Genomic DNA, 18,179 nt, shown 5'->3' with positions numbered 1-18,179 from the left:
GTTTGACTATTCCTTGCGACATTCTGGTCTTCGGCGGCACCGGTGATCTGGCCCTGCACAAATTACTTCCGGCGCTCTACCACCTGTTTCGCGAGGCCCGTCTGAACCCTGCCGTGCGGGTCATCGCACTGGCCAGACGCAACCTGCCACGCATCGACTATCTCAAGCTCGCCGAACGCCATTGTCGGGCGCAGATTGCCCGCAGCGACTTCGACGAAGAGGTGTGGCAGCGGTTTTCCGCGCGGGTCGACTACTTCCCGATGGATGCTTCACAGAGCGCCGATTTTGGCCGCCTGGCACGCTACCTGGGTGAACCCGGCGGGCTGACGCGCATCTTCTACCTGGCCACCGCCCCCAACCTGTTCGTGCCAATTGCCAACCACCTGCGCATTGCCGGGCTTGCCGACACCGAAGCGCGCATCGTGCTGGAAAAACCGATCGGCCATTCCCTGGAATCCGCCACTGCCATCAATGAAGCCATTGGCACGGTGTTCGAAGAAAGACAGGTGTTCCGCATCGACCACTACCTGGGCAAGGAAACCGTGCAGAACCTGATGGCCCTGCGTTTTGCCAATGCCCTGCTGGAGCCGGTGTGGCGCAACAACCAGGTCGACCATGTACAGATCAGCGTTTGCGAGACACTGGGCGTAGAAAACCGCGGTGCCTACTACGATCGCGCCGGGGCTATTCGCGACATGCTGCAGAACCACCTGCTGCAACTGCTGTGCCTGGTGGCCATGGAGCCACCCGCGCAATTCGAGGCAGAAGCGGTACGCGACGAAAAGGTGAAAATCCTGCGCGCCCTCAAGCCAATCACCGGCCAGGATGTGCAGGACAAGACGGTACGTGGCCAGTATGGTGCCGGGCGTATCGGCGGCCAGGAAGTGCCGGCCTACTACTTTGAAAAGGACGTCGACAACGACAGCGATACCGAGACTTTCGTGGCCATCGAGGCGCACATCGACAACTGGCGCTGGGCGGGCGTGCCTTTCTATCTGCGCACCGGCAAACGCATGGCGCGGCGCGCTTCGCAGATCGTCATCCAGTTCAAGCCAGTGCCTCACGAACTGTTCAGCGGCGGCCAGGTCAACCAGTTACTGATACAGCTGCAACCGGACGAACGCATCAGCCTTCGCATGATGACCAAGAGCCCAGGCAAAGGCATGCGCCTGGAACCCGTGGACCTGGACCTTAATCTGGCCCAGGTGTTCAGCCAGACTCGCCGCTGGGAAGCCTACGAGCGTCTGCTGCTGGATGTGCTCGAAGGTGATTCGACGCTGTTCATGCGCCGCGATGAAGTGGAAGCAGCCTGGGCTTGGGTAGATCCAATCATCAAGGGCTGTGAAGAGCACTTCCAGGCGCCCCGCCCCTACTCGGCTGGCAGTTTCGGGCCCGAGCAAGCCAACAGCCTGCTCGCCAGGCATGGCAGGCACTGGCATGGCTGAATGACCTGCGCGATGGCGCGACCTTTAATCTGAAACAGCAGCAGATGAAATTCGAAGGTGCGAAATCCATAACGTGAAGGCCTTCGACTAACGATGCCTCAGCCAGCTTGCGCAGGCCGTGACCTGGCCCCGGACCGATGAGCGGGATGCCGCCAGGTGAATATTCATACAGTAGATATTTGCCCCTTACCCGGCATCGCCCTAGAATGGCCCGATGCGCACAGACGACCTCTCTCTCCTGCTGAATTCCCTCAACGATGCCCAACGCCAGGCCGTAGCGGCCACGCTCGGGCGTCAACTGGTGCTTGCCGGCGCCGGTTCCGGTAAAACCCGCGTGCTGGTACACCGCATCGCCTGGCTGATCCAGGTCGAGCAGGCATCACCGCACTCGATCCTGTCGGTGACGTTCACCAACAAGGCCGCAGCAGAAATGCGCCAGCGGATCGAGCAACTGTTGGGCATCAACCCGGCAGGCATGTGGGTCGGCACCTTCCACGGCCTGGCACATCGCCTGTTGCGGGCCCACTGGCAGGAAGCGCGGCTGGTGCAGAACTTCCAGATCCTCGACAGCGACGACCAGCAGCGCCTGATCAAGCGGGTCATGCGCGAGTTGGGCCTGGACGAGCAGAAGTGGCCAGCACGCCAGGCCCAGTGGTTCATCAATGGGCAGAAAGACGAAGGCCTGCGCCCGCAGCATATCCAGGCGGGGGGCGACCTGTTCCTGGCGACCATGCGCGAGGTCTATACGGCCTACGAGCAGGCGTGCGAGCGCGCCGGTGTCATCGATTTCTCCGAACTGCTGCTTCGCGCCCTGGACCTGTGGCGTGACCACCCGGGCCTGCTGGAGCACTATCAACGACGCTTCCGCCACGTGCTGGTGGACGAGTTCCAGGATACCAACGCCGTGCAGTACGCCTGGTTGCGCCTACTGGCACGCGGTGGCGACAGCCTGATGGCGGTAGGCGATGACGACCAGTCGATCTACGGCTGGCGCGGCGCCAAGATCGAAAACATCCACCAGTACACCGCCGACTTCCCCGACGCCGAAATGATCCGCCTGGAGCAGAACTACCGCTCCACCGGCGGCATCCTCAAGGCGGCCAACGCGCTGATCGCCAACAACAGCGGGCGCCTGGGCAAGGAACTGTGGACCGACATGGGCGAAGGCGAACCACTGACCCTGTACGCGGCCTACAACGAGCACGACGAAGCGCGCTATGTCGTGGAAACCATCGAGAGCCTGGTCAAGCAGGGCAATGCGCGCAACGAGATCGCCATCCTTTACCGCTCCAACGCCCAGTCGCGCGTGCTGGAAGAGGCCCTGCTGCGCGAGCGCATCCCCTACCGCATCTATGGCGGCCAGCGCTTCTTCGAGCGCGCCGAAATCAAGAATGCCATGGCTTACCTGCGCCTGATCGAAGGGCGTGGCAACGATGCCGCTCTGGAGCGGGTGATCAACGTGCCGCCGCGCGGTATTGGCGAAAAAACCGTCGAAGCCATCCGCGAGCACGCCCGTCACAGCCAGCTGTCCATGTGGGAGGCCATGTGCCAGCTGCTCGCCGCCAAGGCCCTGAAGGGCCGCGCCGCCAGTGCCCTGGGGGCCTTTATCGAGCTGATCGAGGGGCTGGCCGCCAAGGTTGTGGACATGCCGCTGCATACCATGACCCAGACCACCATCGAACAGTCCGGCCTGATCACCTATCACCAGGAAGAAAAAGGTGAAAAGGGCCAGGCACGGGTAGAAAACCTTGAGGAACTGGTCAGTGCGGCACGCAACTTCGAGTCCACCGACGAAGACGCCGACCTGTCCCCGCTCTCGGCCTTCCTTGGCCACGCCTCACTCGAAGCTGGCGATACTCAGGCTGACGAGCATGAAGACAGCATCCAGCTGATGACCCTGCACAGCGCCAAAGGCCTGGAGTTCCCCTATGTGTTCCTGGTGGGCATGGAAGAAGGCTTGTTCCCGCACAAGATGAGCCTGGAAGAACCCGGCCGCCTGGAAGAGGAACGACGCCTGGCCTATGTAGGCATCACCCGCGCCATGCGCCAGCTGGTCATGACCTACGCCGAAACACGCCGCCTTTATGGCAGCGAGACGTATAACAAGGTGTCGCGTTTCGTGCGTGAAATTCCGGCCGGCCTGGTTCAGGAAGTACGCCTGTCCAACAGTGTCAGCCGCCCGTTCGGCGGGGCCAAGACGGCCACCAACAGCAACCTGTTCGCCAATGCCAGCATTCCGCAGACCGCGTTCAACCTTGGCCAGCGTGTGCAGCATGCAGTATTCGGCGAAGGCGTAATCCTCAACTTCGAGGGTTCTGGCGCTCAGGCGCGGGTACAGGTGAATTTTGCCGAAGGTAGCAAATGGCTGATGCTGGGGTATGCCAAGCTCGAGGCTGTCTAAAGCCCACAAGGGTTGGGCCTGCCAACTTTGTAACATCAGGCAAAAGCTCGAAACACTATGTCGCTGGTCATGTGCCCGGGAACCTGTGCACCATGACGCGCGTGCAATCCACAACAGGGGATATCCCACTTATGCAACGTTTTCTTAGCATCGCACTGGCGCTCTGCGTCGGCCTGACGCTGAGCCTGGACGCCAGCGCCAAGCGTTTCGGCGGCGGCAAGAGCTCGGGCTCCGCGCCTATCCACCAGACCCGCCAGGCTACGCCAACCACGCCTGCTGCCGCGCCGACCGCACCTGGCCGTGCACCGGCTGCCGCCAGCGGTGCTTCGCGCTGGTTGGGCCCACTGGCCGGCCTCGCCGCCGGTGGCCTGCTGGCTTCCATGTTCATGGGCGACGGTTTCGAAGGCTTCCAGATCATGGACTTCCTGATCGTGGCGCTCATCGCCTTCCTCGTGTTCCGCTTCATCGCCGCGCGCCGCCGCCAGCAGCAGCCACAAATGGCCATGCCAGGCCATGCGCCGATGCAGCGTGAGGCTCACGCGCAGCCTGCCCAGCCTTCGATTTTCGGTGGTTCGGCCGCACCTGCTGCCGCAGCCGCACCGGTGATCAACGCCCCGGCCTGGTTCAACGAGCAGAGCTTCCTGGCGGCAGCCCGTAACCACTTCCAGTCGCTGCAGCAGCACTGGGATGCCAATGAAATGGACAAGATCAGCGAGTTCGTTACCCCGCAAATGCTTGAGTTCCTCAAGCGTGAGCGTGCTGAACTGGGTGATGGCTTCCAGTCTACCTACATCGATAACCTGGAAGTGCAACTGGACGGTGTCGATGACCGCGCCGACCGCACCGACGCGACCCTGACCTTCCGTGGCGTGTCGAAGAATTCGCGCTTCGACCAGGGCGAAGTGTTCAGCGAAAGCTGGCACATGGTTCGCGCCCAAGGCGAGAACCAGCCTTGGCTGGTAGCCGGTATCCGTCAAAACGGCTAATCGCTGCGTGCTAAACAGAGAACCCCGGGCTTGCCCGGGGTTTTTGCTTTTGCCAAAGTGGGCTACTAGGGTATAAGGCGCAGCGTTGTCATCTAGGTCAGAGGAAGTGAACCGTGGAAGAAGTGATCGAACAACTCCGTGAAGCGAATGAGCCAGTACCAGTGCCCCTGGAGCTTCCCGATGAAGACCAGCTGGTAGAGATCGAAGAACAGCTGTTCATCAATATTCCATTCGTGTTCAAAGAGTTTCTGCTGACCGTAAGTGATGTGGTTTACGGCTCCCTTGAGCCTGTTACCGTCACTGATCCGCAGTCGCACACCTACCTGCCAGATGTGGCCTCCAACGCCTGGGATGCCGGCGTACCGCGTGACCTGATTCCGCTGTGCCAGGACGGCGACAATTACTATTGCGTCGAAGAGGACGGCACCGTGGTGCTGTGGGATGCCGAAGAGGAAATTGTCGGCGAAGACAGTTGGGAATCGGTGTGGCACTGGGCGCGAGATGTTTGGCTGGAGAGCTGATCGCTAGCACCTATAGAGAAGCTCGCGATCTGAGTCAGTAACAATGACGTTTCAGCGCCTCAAGGTCGTTAAAATCGCCAGGCTTTTTGCGCCTGGCGACATCGCTATAACCCCATCTCCTCGGGCGGGCGAGATACCTTGCCCAGGGCGTAACCCCCTCAGTGCGAGTTCTCGCGACTGTTCTCCAGCGTCTCCAGCAACGCGATCTGCATGCGCGTGTGCACGCGGATAAACCAGCGCCACAACAACGCCACCACCACCGCAGCTACCACGGCAATCACCAGCAGCAATTCGCTGGTGGGCAGAATGCTGGCGGACAATGCCGACAGCAGCAGGAAAATCACCAGCAACGACAACAGCGGGATCACTTCGGCGATCACACGGCGCACGCGCTGGGTATGTCGCCCGGCCATTTCCGGCTTCACGCCCATCTCTGCCAGCAGCATCGAGAGTGCCTTTAGCTTGCGGTACGCGGCGATCAGGAATGGCAGTGACAGCAACAAAGCAGCCCCCCATATGACGGCCTTCTGCTGGCTGACATCGCTGACCCACTCACTGAGCCAATTGCCGATACGCCCTGCAAAGTAGCCGCCACTGAAGAAAATGGCGATCACCAGCGCCAGGTTCACCCCAACCTGCAACAGAATGCGCCGGATCATCGCCGCCAGCATGGCACTCTCGCCCTGCGGCTGGATGTTGCGTAACCACTCGCCATACAACGACAACACGCGTGCGAGGCGGGCGGGCACCACATTGCCCAGTTTCTGCGACAACGGGTCAGCCGCGCGGATCAGATAGGGTGTCAGCAACGTGGTGATTGCCGATACCGCCACCGCCACCGGGTAAAGGAAGTCGCTGGTCACCTGCAGGGTCATGCCCAGCGCGGCAATGATGAAGGAGAACTCGCCGATCTGCGAAAGCCCCATGCCCACACGCAAAGACGTACGCCCGTCATTGCCGGCAATGAACGCCCCCATGCCGCAAGACAGCATTTTGCCCAGCACCACCGCCAGAGTGATGACAACGATAGGCCAGGCATAGTCGATCAGTACCTGAGGGTCGATCATCAGGCCGATGGCGACGAAGAAGATGGCACTGAACAGGTCGCGTACAGGCTCGATCAGACGTTCGATCTTCAGCAACTGGCGTGATTCGGCCATGATTGCGCCAATCAGGAAAGCGCCTAGCACCATGCTGTACTCCAGCTTCACAACCAGCAGGCAGAAGCCGAAACACAGGCCCAGAACAGTGATCAGCAACATTTCGTTGCTTTCGAACTTGGCGACATAGGCCAGTAACCGCGGTACCAGCAAAATACCGATGACCAAGGCGACGATCATGAACAGCGACAGCTTGCCGACAGTGGAGAACACTTCGCCCGAGCTGACCGTGCCGCTGACCGCGATGCCCGACAGCAGGGCAATGATACCGATACCCAGAATGTCCTCGACGATCAGTACGCCGAAGATCAGCTGGGCAAAGCGCTCGTTCTTCATCTTCAAGTCGTTGAGCGCCTTGACGATGATGGTGGTGGAGGAAATGGCCAGGATGGCGCCCAGGAACAGTGAATCCATGGTGTTCCAGCCAAACCAGCGGCCAATCTCGAAACCGATCCAGATCATCAGGACGATTTCCAGGAACGCTGCGATAAACGCCGTGGCACCAACCTTGAACAGCTTGCGCAAGCTGAACTCGAGCCCCAGGCAGAACATCAGGAAGATCACCCCCAGTTCGGCGAGGGTCTTGATGGTGTCTTCGTCATGAATCAGGCCGAACGGCGGAGTGTGCGGGCCAATGATGAAGCCGGCGACAATGTAGCCCAGCACCACCGGCTGCTTGAAACGGTGAAAAAGAATGGTGACCACGCCAGCGACCAGCATGATGACTGCCAGGTCCTGGATGAAGCTGATGGCATGCATGGCGTGATACTCCTTTTCTCGTCTTGTGAATGCCTGGGCAGACCGCTCCTCTGCCGAGGCAAACCTGAGCGAGCAGCAAGTACATACTGTATTGAATCCGGGAACACCCACGTTGCATGGGCGTACTCAGGTTAACATCGCACCCCGCCGCAAAAAGCCAGTGCAATATGCAGAAACAGATCGGCTGGAAAAGCGCTCGTGATGGCATGATCAGCGTGACGACAGCGCGCCAGCCAACGTCCCGTATCAGCAAGGCATATTCAAAGAGGGGAACAGCAGTGTCAGCAGATAACGCCCTCCATTCGCCCGATTCAGCGCAACCTCACCGTGAGCACACTATGGAACCTGGAAACGCCCAGCTGAGCATGACCGTCCTGATGACCCCGGACATGGCCAACTTTTCTGGCAACGTACATGGCGGCACCCTGCTCAAGTACCTCGACGAAGTGGCTTATGCATGTGCCAGCCGTTACGCCGGCAGTTATGTGGTGACCCTGTCGGTCGACCAGGTGATCTTCCGTGAACCCGTGCACGTGGGTGAACTGGTGACCTTCCTGGCGTCGGTCAACTACACCGGCAACACTTCGATGGAAGTTGGCATCAAAGTCGTGACCGAGAACATTCGCGAGCGCTCGGTGCGCCATTCCAACAGCTGCTTCTTCACCATGGTCGCGGTCGACGACAACCGCCGTCCGGTGCCGGTGCCACCACGCCAGCCGCACAGCAGCGAAGAAAAGCGCCGCTTCCTGCAGGGCCAGCAGCGCCGGCAGATCCGCCAGGAACTGGAAAAGCGCTATCAGGACTTGAAAACCGACGCCATTTAAAGCGCCAGTAACTGCGCTTCGAAGCGCACCCGTGGGTGCGCAATGCGGTCCTGGGCCCGAACCAACTGCAATTCGTAGCTGGCGCAGGCCTGGGTTTCCAGCAACACTTCATGCACTGCCGCAGCCGTGAATTCGAATGCCTGCACCCAGCTGTCGCCGAGCAGCACACGCGCCAGGAACAAGCCTGAGGTCAGGTCACCCACCCCCACCGGCTGACGCGGAAACGCCAGCAGTGGGCGGCGCAAGTGCCAGCTGTGCTCGGCGGTCACCAGCAGCATTTCGAACTGTTCTTCGGCCCGCCCGGGGTACGCCAGGTGCTTGACCAGTACAACCTGCGGCCCACGCTGCAGCAGGCTGCGCGCCATGTTCACGCAATCCTCCAGCGACTGGGCGCGGCGCCCACAGAAGCTGTCCAACTCCAGCTGGTTGGGGCACAGGATGTCCGCCGTGGCTGCAGCCTCGTCAAGCAGGAACTCACTGACTTCGGGCGGCACGATGCAGCCCTTTTCCGGGTGCCCCATGACCGGGTCGCACAGGTATAACGCTTTTGGGTTTACCGCCTTGATCCGCTCGACGCCGGCCAGGATCGCTCGCCCTTGTTCGGCACTGCCCAGGTAGCCGGAAAGCACCGCATCGCAGTGGCCCAGCTCGCCGATGTTGGAAATGCCTTCCACCAACGCAGGAATTTGCGCTGGAGCAAGCACTTCACCCGCCCACTGGCCATACTGTGTGTGATTGGAGAACTGCACGGTATTGAGCGGCCAGGCATTGACCCCAATACGCTGCATGGGGAATACCGCGGCGCTGTTGCCGGCGTGGCCGAACACCACGTGGGACTGAATGGCGAGCAGGTGCGGGGTACGTTTCATGCGGGAGGTTTCCAAAGCTGTTTCTAGGATTGTGCGCAGCGCAGTATGAACTCGATTGCTACCTGTACGACAGGCCAGGAACGCAGTTAAGCTGGATCTACCTGTTTGGAGCATATGCAAATGTTGACCCTGGAGAACCTCTTCGTCCTGATGCTGGTAGCCACGGCAGGCGCCTGGTTGTGGCATAACCATGGGTTGCGTGAAAAGGCCCTGGAACGGGTCAAACAGCATTGCGCCAAACTCGACCTGGAGTTGCTTGACGATGCCGTAGCGCTCAAGCGCATCGCCTTTGTCCGGGATGCCAATGGCCGCAAGCGCCTGGCACGCGTCTATGCCTTCGAATTCACCGTCACGGGTGAGCAACGTCACCCCGGCACCGCGACCCAGTTCGGCGCCCACAGTGTGCAGATCGAGCTGGCGCCCTACCCGTTCGAAATCAAGACCCCACCGCGCGCCGACAACGTCATAGAGATGCAGCAATGGCGCCAGGAGCATAACCGCTGGCGCAACTGATCAACTGACGCGACATTCATCCAACCCGGCTTGCAATGCGGGTTGCGGTTGCGGCTGATCGAAAATCAGCTCGATACGCGTGTCCTTCCGCCAGTCGCTGGGCTGCCAAGCGGGCATATCCCCATTCAGCCCATTGAATGACCACCAGCCCTCCATGCTGTGGATAACTCCCTTGGCCCGTCGCCATGGCCAAGCACACAAGAAAGCCTTTAGCCGCTGTGGATAAAACTCTTGGCCAGGGTGCCACCGCCAGCCAATACTCCAACCGCCCTCCCCTTGCTGGGCAAGGCAGATAGGCTGACGGGGGTCTGCCCACAATACTGCGGGGGCTATTCCAAGATTGTCGACAATCTGGTTTTCCAGTAATGAGCTGTCAACAATCTGTGGAGATGCCGTCGGGAGGCCGGACAGAGGCAGTTGCCCTTGCACGGTCCACACGATGCTCTTTTCTTTAAATTTATTAGTTATCAACAACTTATGTTGTTCATCCACAGCCTCTGATTTATTGAAAACCACGTGTTCAGAGGCATTGAAAGCCTGCTGTTGAGCCTCTGGAAGCGGCTCGTTTCGGGCCATGGCCTGGGCATCCACAACCATCAAGAGTGGCTGAATTGTCAGCACTCCAACCCAAGGCGCTTGTTGCAGCTGAGCCAGCAGCTGCAAGGGATGGCCCAGGCCGGAAGGTTCGATAAACAGCCGGTCAGGCCGCGATTTGCGCAGCAGTCGTCCCAGGCCCACCTGGAACGGCATGCCGTTGACGCAGCACAGGCAGCCGCCTGCGACCTCGCCGATGGCGATGCCGTCTTCGTCACGGCTGAGTAAGGCCGCATCCAGGCCGACAAGGCCGAACTCGTTGATCAATACCGCCCAGCGCTCGTTGGCTGGGCGCTGAGCCAGCAAGTGACGGATCAGCGTGGTCTTGCCAGCACCAAGCGGGCCGGCAATTACATGGGTGGGAATGTTCTGCAGCATGGGGTGGCTTCAGGCGGCGGTGATGCCTCACTATGCGCCGTCAGGCCAGCCAGTCAAGGCTGAGCAGCAAACGCCCCCGCTGCGTAGAAGGGGACCGATGCACCAGGCCTGCCCCTTCGTTACCCTGCCATTTTTCGCCTTTAAGTACCGCAACCTCGGCGGCTTGCAGGTGTTGGATGTTATCCACAGGTGACTGAGCTGTGTGTAACTCTCCACGACAGCTATCCCGCTCTTGCAACCACTCACTACCTGGGCCGACGTAAGTGGTGAGCAAGCGCAACGGTACGTTATCCACATGGAAGCGTGGGCACATCGGAGCGTTCAACACGCGCAAGCGCAAACCGACCCGTCGTGCGCCAACCAGACAGGTATAAGCCGCCACCAACCACGTCACATCAGCAACGAAAGCTTCATACCCATGCAAATCCGCCGCTTCACGCAGCAGATCTGGCAATACCGGCTTCTGCTCCTCGTTCACATCAATCACCCGCTGATCAGCCAAGGGCTGGCCAAGGCTGATCACCAGTGCGGCAAAGTCCTCCAGTTGTGCCGGCAAGCGCCGCCGCCAGACGGCCAGGTTCACCCCATCCTGCAGCACTTCGGCCAGCACTTGAGGCGTCTCGCCAAACACCTGAAAGATATCCACAGGTCGGTGAGCCAGGTTCATGCTGCCGCTTCCTCATGCCATGGGCCAAATGGGTCAGGTAAACGCAGCCAGCCCATGTGACCCAAGCCCATTTCTTGATCCGTCAACAGGCATGCATCCAGGGCTGTGGATAATTTTTCGACGTCGATATTCTGCCCAATAAACACCAACTCCTGTCGGCAGTCACCGGTGTCGGCGGTCCAGTGTTTCAAGATCGCATTCGTGTTATCCACATCCTGTGGCCACTGCTCGCGTGGCACGAAGCGCCACCAGCGGCCAGCCAGACCATGGCGCATCATGCCGCCCGCTTGCGACCAGCTGCCAGCTTCCTGATATTTGCTGGCCAACCAGAAAAACCCTTTGGAACGCAGCAGCCTTCCGTTTTCCCAGTCCTTGTGGATAAAGTCGTAAAAGCGCTGTGGATGAAGCGGGCGTCGAGCCTGCCAGGTCATGGCCGCGATACCGTACTCTTCGGTTTCTGGTACATGTTCACCGCGCAGCTCCTGCAACCAGCCTGGTGCCTGGGCCGCTTGATCGAAGTCGAACAGCCCGGTGTTGAGGATCCGTGCCAGCGGCACTTGGCCCATGACCATGGGTACGATCTGCGCCCGGGCATTGAGGCTGCGCAAAATGGCGATGAGTTCTTCGCGCTCATGTTGGCTGATCAGGTCGATCTTGCTCAGCAGCAGTACATCTGCGAACTCGACCTGTTCGATCAGCAAATCACTGATCGACCGCTCGTCTTCTTCGCCCAATGTTTCACCACGGCTGGCCAGGCTCTCTGCTGCTTGATAGTCGCGCAGGAAGTTCAAGCCATCGACCACGGTGACCATGGTGTCCAGTCGCGCCATATCGGACAGACTGCGACCCAGCTCGTCACGGAAAGTGAAGGTCTCAGCCACTGGCAGTGGCTCAGAGATACCGGTGGATTCGATCAACAAATAATCGAAACGTCCCTCTTCGGCCAGCCGTGCAACCTCCTCAAGCAGGTCTTCGCGCAACGTGCAGCAAATGCAGCCGTTGCTCATCTCGACCAGTTTCTCTTCAGCGCGGTTGAGGCTGACATTGCGCTGCACCTCACTGGCATCGATGTTGATTTCACTCATATCGTTGACGATTACCGCCACCCGCAGGTTGTCGCGGTTGCGCAGCACATGGTTGAGCAGCGTGCTCTTGCCGGCGCCCAAAAAGCCGGACAGCACGGTGACGGGAAGACGATTGGACATGGCGAACCCCTTCAGGCAGACGCATTCGAAACGATGCATTGCACAATGTTATAAAGTAACAATACAATTTCGCCAAGTGGTTCTCGACGGACGAGTGCTCACAGGGGATGAAAAATGAATCTGCCACGCGTCATGGCATTGCTGGTGCTCACCATGCCTGCCTCGCTGTTGGCCATGCCGCAAAACGGTGCATTGGCCCTTTGTACGCGAAGCGCGACGCTGCTCGCTTGCCAGGACGGCAACGGCAACTACTACAGCGTGCGCACCGAAGGCAGCACGTTCTACCTTCGCGGCTATGACTTCAGCAGCCGCCGACTATGGGCACAAACCAACAGCCGCTATGGCACGTTGACTTTTTTTACCGGCCTGGCCAGCAATGGTGAGGCCTGGGTGGGTTACAGCCGCCGAGTAGGCTGGACCACCTTGAACCGCGTATCGAGTTCCAGTGGGGAGCGCTTCAAGCTGCATTGCAGCTTGATCGAGGGCTGCCGTTGATGCCTTCTTTTGTTTGAAGGCTTTGCCTCTACTGCCGCCTATTTGCACATCAGCTTCGAGCGCTAGCTGAAAACGCCTGCCTTGATCAGCCGTTCTCAGGCCGAAAAGCTATGCCTTAACCGCGTCGAGGCAAGGATTGAAAACGAAATGTTCCACGTGGAACTATTCGTTTCCCTACCGACTTCTGGAACTGGCCATGCTCGGCTGCTCGAACGGCAACAGAGGCTGCATGCCCACGACGCGGTTGCCACCAGCCAGTGGCAATGGAACTTCAGCTGCGCGGTTTGACTGTCCCGCAGTCATTGCCTAGCCACACCGCACGCGTGTTCATGCTGCCTTGCTGCTGCACACCCGATGCGTTGAACGTGCCACTGACCTGGGTGGTGAATTCCCGATCACTGAGAAATGTAGCCTGGCCACTACCCTGTGCCTTCGGGCAGCTGAACTGGAATTTCCACACGTTACCGGTACGGTCGGTAATCTTCTGAGTGCAGCCCGATTTCGGGTCCTGCAGCGGAATGTCATTCGTTGCCACCTGTTCTGGTGTCAGGCACGAACGCACACCCTTGCCACCTACACTGACCCCTTGTTTGGCCAACACCCCCTCCATCATTGCGCGCTGCTCTGGCGGCAGGTTCTTCAACTGGCCAAGCATGAATTCCATGTCGGGTAGCGGCTTGCCATCGACCTGCATGTTGCTGGTGGTCAGCTCCCACAACCCCGGTTGCAGCATCTGGGCTTGCACCAGCGGACTGCTCATGCCTAGGGCCAACGCCAACAGTGGCAGACGAATCTTCATGGACGAACGCTCCTGGAAAAAAACCGGTCAAACGGGCCGGACTGAGCCTTAGACGCCAAATCCGCCTGCGGGTTGCAGGCGGACCGGGAACGTGTTCTGTTACCTCAAGTGTACTCGGCAAGCAGGATGCATATGGATTACCACAGCCCCTACTTCTTTGGTTACCTACTCGGCCTGATCCATCTGCTGGGTATAGTCGCCGCACTGCATGCGCTGTTCACCGTGCGGACAGCTCAGGGTGCCATTGCGTGGGCGATGCCCTTGCTCTTCATCCCCTACCTCACCTTGATCCCCTACCTGATCTTCGGCGCCCGCTCGTTCTACGCCTACATCAAGGCTCGGCGTCAGGCCAACCAAGAAATGCACGTGGCCATGGCCAACCTCAACTGGCGACCTTGGGTTGAAGAAGCCCTTACCGCCCGCGAGTCCGAAAGCTACGCCGCGTTGCGAGCGATGCCCAAGCTGGGTCGCATGCCTTGCCTGGCAAATAACCAGGTAAAACTGCTGATCAATGGCAAGGCCACCTTCGATGCCATCTTCGCAGCCATCGAAAAAGCACGCGATGTGGTATTGGTGCAGTTCTTCATCATTCATGACGACACCCTCGGCAAGGCACTGCAGCAACTTTTGCTACGCAAAGCCGCCGAAGGCGTGCAGGTGTTCGTGCTGTACGACCGTGTCGGCAGCCACGCCTTGCCGGCCAGCTACAGCCAGATGCTGCGTGACGGCGGCGTGCAGATCCATGCATTCGCCACCCGTCGCGGCTGGTTCAACCGCTTCCAGGTGAACTTCCGCAACCATCGCAAGATTGTGGTGGTGGATGGCTTGCTCGGCTTCATTGGCGGTCACAACGTGGGAGACGAGTATTTGGGTGAACACCCACAGCTTTCACCCTGGCGTGACACCCACGTACAGATCAGCGGGCCGGTACTGGCCTGCCTGCAAGAGTCGTTCGCCGAGGACTGGTATTGGGCCACGCGCCAGCTACCGCCGCTGATCCTGCCCGATACGTACCCGGACAACGGAGTGCTGTGTCAGGCCTTGGCCAGCGGCCCGGCAGACCCACAAGAAACCTGCTCGCTGTTCTTCCTTGAGGCGATTCATTCGGCCACCCGCAGGGTGTGGATCACCAGCCCCTACTTCATCCCTGACGAGGCCGTGTTCGCCGCCTTGCGGCTGGCGGTACTACGAGGAGTCGATGTGCGGGTGCTCATCCCGTCACGGCCGGACCACCGCATCGTCTACGCCGCCTCCAGCCTGTTTGCCTTCGAAGCGGTGCGCGCGGGGGTACGTATGTTCCGTTACCAACCCGGGTTTCTGCATCAGAAGGTGGTGCTGGTGGATGATGACGTCAGCGCGATTGGGAGTGCCAACCTGGACAACCGCTCGTTCCGTCTGAACTTCGAGATTACCCTGCTGACAGTCGATCGCGGCTTCGCCGACCAGGTCGAGCACATGCTCCACGAAGACTTCGAACACGCGCGGGAAATTACTGCAGAAGACACCCAAGACACCCATCGACTACAGCAGTTGGGGATGCGGATTGCGCGGCTGATATCGCCGATTCTTTAAGGTGAGCACGCCCGTTGTGAGAGCGACCTTTACCGCGAAAGGGCCGTAACGCGGCCCCAGCAATATAGGCTGAACAGATGAAATGCAGGGGCCGCATTGCGGCCCTTTCGCAACACAAGGCCACTCCTGCAAAGCCATATCAGCGCTATGACACTTACGATTTCAGCGGTACAGGTCTTCCCGCGTCCAAGGCAGGTCATGATGCCCGTCGGCGTATGGCTTCACGGCCAATATCTGGTGCAGGTTGATCCAGCCCTTCTGAAAGGCGTAGGCACACCCGGCCAAGTACAAACGCCAGATCCGCAGGGTCTTCTCAGGCACCAGCGCTGCCGCCTTGTGCAATTGGTTCTCCAGGTTCTCGCTCCAGTGGTGCAAGGTTTTAGCGTAGTGCAGGCGCAGGCTCTCCACGTCCACCACCTCCAGCCCGGCTTCACAGATACTGGCGCTGATCATCGACAGGTGCGGCAGTTCGCCGTGGGGGAATACATAGCGATCGATGAACTCACCCGCCCCGCGCCCGACCGGTCGGCCATCGACGTGCTTGGCAGTGATGCCGTGGTTCATCACCAGCCCACCTTCCCTCACCGCCCCGAACAGCTTCTGGCAGTACAGCGCCAGGTTGGCATGCCCGACATGCTCGAACATACCCACGCTGACAACCTTGTCGAAGCGACCATCCTGGGGTAGATCGCGGTAATCGAGAATCTGCAGGTCGACCTTGTCGGCAAGCCCTTCCGTTTGCACACGCTTGCGGCCGAGCTTCAATTGCTCCTTGCTCAGGGTAATGCCGAACACCTTGGCGCCATATTCACGGGCAGCGAACCGCGCCAGCCCGCCCCAGCCACAGCCAACATCGAGCAGGTAGTCACCGGCATCCAGACGCAGCTTGCGGCACAGGTGGTCAAACTTGTCCTGCTGCGCTTGGTCGAGCGTATTGTCCGGCTCACGGAAGTAGGCGCAAGAATAGGCCATGTCCTGGTCCAGCCAAAGCTGGTAGAACGCGTTGGACACGTCATAGTGGTAGGAGATGGCTTTGGCGTCGGTGCTCTTGTCATGAGACAAACGTGGCGGCGGCGTTTCATCCTCATCCGCCAGCAGCGCTTCGCTCAGCTCGTCGCACACGCGGATAGCCTCACCGATATCGCCTTCCAGCTCCAGCTTGCCTTCGACGAATGCGGTGCCCAGTTGGTCCATGCTTGGGTGGGTCAACTGGCTGATCAGCTGCGGTTCCTTCACCAGAATGGTGACCTGAGGACTAGGCCCAAGATCAATCTGGTTACCGTCCCACAGCTTCAGCCTCAGCGGCAGATGCAAGCTCTGCAATGCAGGTGGAAGTTGAGCAAGCATGAAACACCCCTCCTGTCCGTAGTTAGCCACGACGCCTAATATTTCGAACGTCGCCGGATCAGAGTAGTTCATCTGTGGGATGTTTCCTCTAAACAAGACCATGGTCTAGAACCAACTGATCTTATCCATACAGCAGATTGTATACAATCTCTGCGTCTCAGCTTAACCTTGTGCCCTCTCGCGCTTCTACATCCTGGAGTTGAACCCATGAAATCCTATGACGTGGTGATCATCGGCGGTGGCCCTGGTGGCTATAACGCAGCCATCCGCGCTGGCCAGTTGGGCCTGAGCGTTGCCTGCGTGGAAGGCCGCTCGACCTTGGGCGGTACCTGCCTGAACGTCGGCTGCATGCCATCCAAGGCACTGCTGCATGCTTCGGAGCTTTACGAAGCTGCCAGCGGTGACGAGTTCGCCCACCTCGGTATCGAAGTAAAGCCCACCCTCAACCTCGCCCAGATGATGAAACAGAAGGATGAGAGCGTGACAGGCCTGACCAAGGGCATCGAATACCTGTTTCGCAAGAACAAGGTCGAGTGGATCAAAGGCTGGGGCCGCCTGGATGGCATCGGCAAGGTCGTGGTCAAGGCCGAAGACGGTAGCGAAACCGCGTTGCAGGCCAAGGACATCGTCATTGCCACCGGCTCTGAGCCCACCCCTCTGCCAGGTGTGACCGTCGACAACCAGCGCATTATCGACTCGACCGGCGCGCTGTCGCTGCCGCAAGTGCCCAAGCACCTGGTCGTCATCGGTGCTGGCGTGATCGGTCTTGAGCTGGGTTCGGTCTGGCGCCGCCTGGGTAGCCAGGTCACTGTCATCGAATACCTGGACCGCATCTGCCCCGGCACTGACACGGAAACGGCCAAGGCCCTGCAGAAGGCGCTCGCCAAGCAAGGCATGGTGTTCAAGCTGGGCAGTAAAGTGACTCAGGCTACCGCAGGTGCCGATGGCGTCAGCCTGACGCTGGAGCCTGCCGCCGGGGGTACCGCAGAATCGCTGCAAGCCGATTACGTGCTGGTGGCTATCGGCCGCCGCCCTTATACCAAAGGGCTGAACCTGGAAAGCGTGGGCCTGGAAGCCGACAAGCGCGGCATGCTCGGCAACGAGCACCACCGTACCTCAGTGCCGGGTGTCTGGGTGATTGGCGACGTCACTTCGGGCCCGATGCTGGCGCACAAGGCCGAAGACGAAGCGGTGGCCTGTATCGAACGCATCGCCGGCAAGCCCCACGAGGTCAACTACAACCTCATCCCTGGGGTGATCTATACCCGCCCGGAGATGGCCACTGTGGGCAAGACTGAAGAGCAGCTCAAGGCCGAAGGGCGTGCCTACAAGGTTGGCAAGTTCCCCTTCACCGCCAACAGCCGTGCCAAGATCAACCACGAGACCGAAGGCTTCGCCAAGGTCATCGCCGATGCCGAAACCGATGAAGTACTGGGTGTGCACCTGGTGGGCCCAAGCGTCAGCGAGATGATTGGTGAGTTCTGCGTGGCTATGGAGTTCTCGGCCTCGGCAGAAGATATCGCCCTCACCTGCCACCCTCACCCGACGCGCTCCGAGGCCCTGCGCCAGGCGGCGATGAATGTGGATGGCATGGCCATGCAAATCTGACGAGCCCCATTCGCTGCGTCAGGCCATGCCCTTGCC

Annotated in this window: 16 protein-coding genes; 9 read left to right on the top strand and 7 right to left on the bottom strand. The window is 59.8% G+C overall.

The window, feature by feature from the left end; all coding sequences use genetic code 11:
• Positions 1–2 precede the first annotated feature (2 nt).
• From zwf to BJQ17_RS00925, 4 genes are all read left to right on the top strand, one after another.
• Positions 3–1,445 (top strand): glucose-6-phosphate dehydrogenase, encoded by a 1,443-nt coding sequence (zwf, locus tag BJQ17_RS00940; protein ID WP_070095375.1) that lies wholly within the window; start codon positions 3–5, stop codon positions 1,443–1,445.
• Positions 1,446–1,659: 214 nt separating this feature from the next.
• Positions 1,660–3,846 (top strand): DNA helicase II, encoded by a 2,187-nt coding sequence (gene uvrD / locus BJQ17_RS00935; protein ID WP_004575197.1) that lies wholly within the window; start codon positions 1,660–1,662, stop codon positions 3,844–3,846.
• Positions 3,847–3,977: 131 nt separating this feature from the next.
• Positions 3,978–4,832, top strand: a complete 855-nt coding sequence (locus tag BJQ17_RS00930) for a Tim44 domain-containing protein (RefSeq protein WP_003253268.1) — start codon at positions 3,978–3,980, stop codon at positions 4,830–4,832.
• 113 nt (positions 4,833–4,945) lie between these two features.
• Positions 4,946–5,353, top strand: coding sequence for an SMI1/KNR4 family protein (locus tag BJQ17_RS00925; RefSeq protein ID WP_003253266.1), 408 nt, complete (start codon positions 4,946–4,948; stop codon positions 5,351–5,353).
• A gap of 158 nt (positions 5,354–5,511) precedes the next feature.
• Here BJQ17_RS00925 and BJQ17_RS00920 read toward each other — a convergent pair whose 3' ends face one another.
• Positions 5,512–7,272: a cation:proton antiporter gene (locus BJQ17_RS00920; protein ID WP_004575196.1), complete on the bottom strand. Its 1,761-nt coding sequence runs from the start codon at positions 7,270–7,272 to the stop codon at positions 5,512–5,514.
• 338 nt (positions 7,273–7,610) lie between these two features.
• On the opposite strand from BJQ17_RS00920, the gene BJQ17_RS00915 reads away from it, so the two are divergent.
• A complete protein-coding gene (locus BJQ17_RS00915; protein ID WP_003253263.1) occupies positions 7,611–8,096 on the top strand; it encodes an acyl-CoA thioesterase in 486 nt (161 codons plus the stop codon).
• Here BJQ17_RS00915 and pdxY read toward each other — a convergent pair.
• Entirely contained in the window at positions 8,093–8,965 is an 873-nt protein-coding gene (pdxY, locus tag BJQ17_RS00910; protein WP_003253261.1) for a pyridoxal kinase PdxY, read from the bottom strand. The two genes, BJQ17_RS00915 and pdxY, sit on opposite strands and share 4 nt — an antisense overlap.
• Before the next feature lie 120 nt (positions 8,966–9,085).
• On the opposite strand from pdxY, the gene BJQ17_RS00905 reads away from it, so the two are divergent.
• Positions 9,086–9,478 carry a DUF3301 domain-containing protein gene (locus BJQ17_RS00905; protein ID WP_003253259.1) on the top strand — a complete coding sequence of 131 codons (393 nt, stop codon included), beginning with the start codon at positions 9,086–9,088 and terminating at the stop codon, positions 9,476–9,478.
• On the opposite strand, the gene BJQ17_RS00900 is transcribed toward BJQ17_RS00905, so the two are convergent.
• From BJQ17_RS00900 to zigA, 3 genes are read right to left on the bottom strand one after another with little or no spacing between them, the layout of a single operon-like run.
• Positions 9,479–10,450 (bottom strand): GTP-binding protein, encoded by a 972-nt coding sequence (locus BJQ17_RS00900; protein WP_070095374.1) that lies wholly within the window; start codon positions 10,448–10,450, stop codon positions 9,479–9,481.
• Positions 10,451–10,490: 40 nt separating this feature from the next.
• Entirely contained in the window at positions 10,491–11,117 is a 627-nt protein-coding gene (locus tag BJQ17_RS00895; RefSeq protein WP_003253254.1) for a DUF1826 domain-containing protein, read from the bottom strand.
• Positions 11,114–12,322, bottom strand: coding sequence for a zinc metallochaperone GTPase ZigA (zigA, locus tag BJQ17_RS00890; protein ID WP_003253252.1), 1,209 nt, complete (start codon positions 12,320–12,322; stop codon positions 11,114–11,116). The genes BJQ17_RS00895 and zigA overlap by 4 nt, the downstream gene beginning before the upstream one ends.
• 114 nt (positions 12,323–12,436) lie before the next feature.
• Between zigA and BJQ17_RS00885 the strand changes: the two genes are divergently transcribed.
• The gene (locus BJQ17_RS00885; protein ID WP_003253250.1) at positions 12,437–12,817 is read left to right on the top strand and encodes a hypothetical protein; all 381 of its coding nucleotides are present in this window, start codon (positions 12,437–12,439) and stop codon (positions 12,815–12,817) included.
• Positions 12,818–13,088: 271 nt separating this feature from the next.
• Here BJQ17_RS00885 and BJQ17_RS00880 read toward each other — a convergent pair whose 3' ends face one another.
• A complete protein-coding gene (locus BJQ17_RS00880) occupies positions 13,089–13,616 on the bottom strand; it encodes a DUF3617 domain-containing protein (protein WP_003253248.1) in 528 nt (175 codons plus the stop codon).
• Between the two features lie 132 nt (positions 13,617–13,748).
• Here BJQ17_RS00880 and cls point away from each other — a divergent pair, with 132 nt between their 5' ends.
• A complete protein-coding gene (cls, locus tag BJQ17_RS00875) occupies positions 13,749–15,188 on the top strand; it encodes a cardiolipin synthase (RefSeq protein WP_003253247.1) in 1,440 nt (479 codons plus the stop codon).
• Between the two features lie 162 nt (positions 15,189–15,350).
• Here the strand turns inward: cls and cfaB are convergent, their stop codons facing one another.
• Positions 15,351–16,535 (bottom strand): C17 cyclopropane fatty acid synthase CfaB, encoded by a 1,185-nt coding sequence (gene cfaB / locus BJQ17_RS00870; RefSeq protein WP_070095373.1) that lies wholly within the window; start codon positions 16,533–16,535, stop codon positions 15,351–15,353.
• Positions 16,536–16,742: 207 nt separating this feature from the next.
• On the opposite strand from cfaB, the gene lpdA reads away from it, so the two are divergent.
• Positions 16,743–18,143, top strand: a complete 1,401-nt coding sequence (lpdA, locus tag BJQ17_RS00865) for a dihydrolipoyl dehydrogenase (RefSeq protein ID WP_003253243.1) — start codon at positions 16,743–16,745, stop codon at positions 18,141–18,143.
• The last annotated feature ends 36 nt before the right edge of the window (positions 18,144–18,179 follow it).

Origin of the sequence: Pseudomonas sp. NBRC 111139, assembly GCF_001753955.1 — a bacterium.
GTDB classification, from domain to species: domain Bacteria; phylum Pseudomonadota; class Gammaproteobacteria; order Pseudomonadales; family Pseudomonadaceae; genus Aquipseudomonas; species Aquipseudomonas alloputida.
This window is presented reverse-complemented; position numbering and strand designations above follow the sequence as displayed.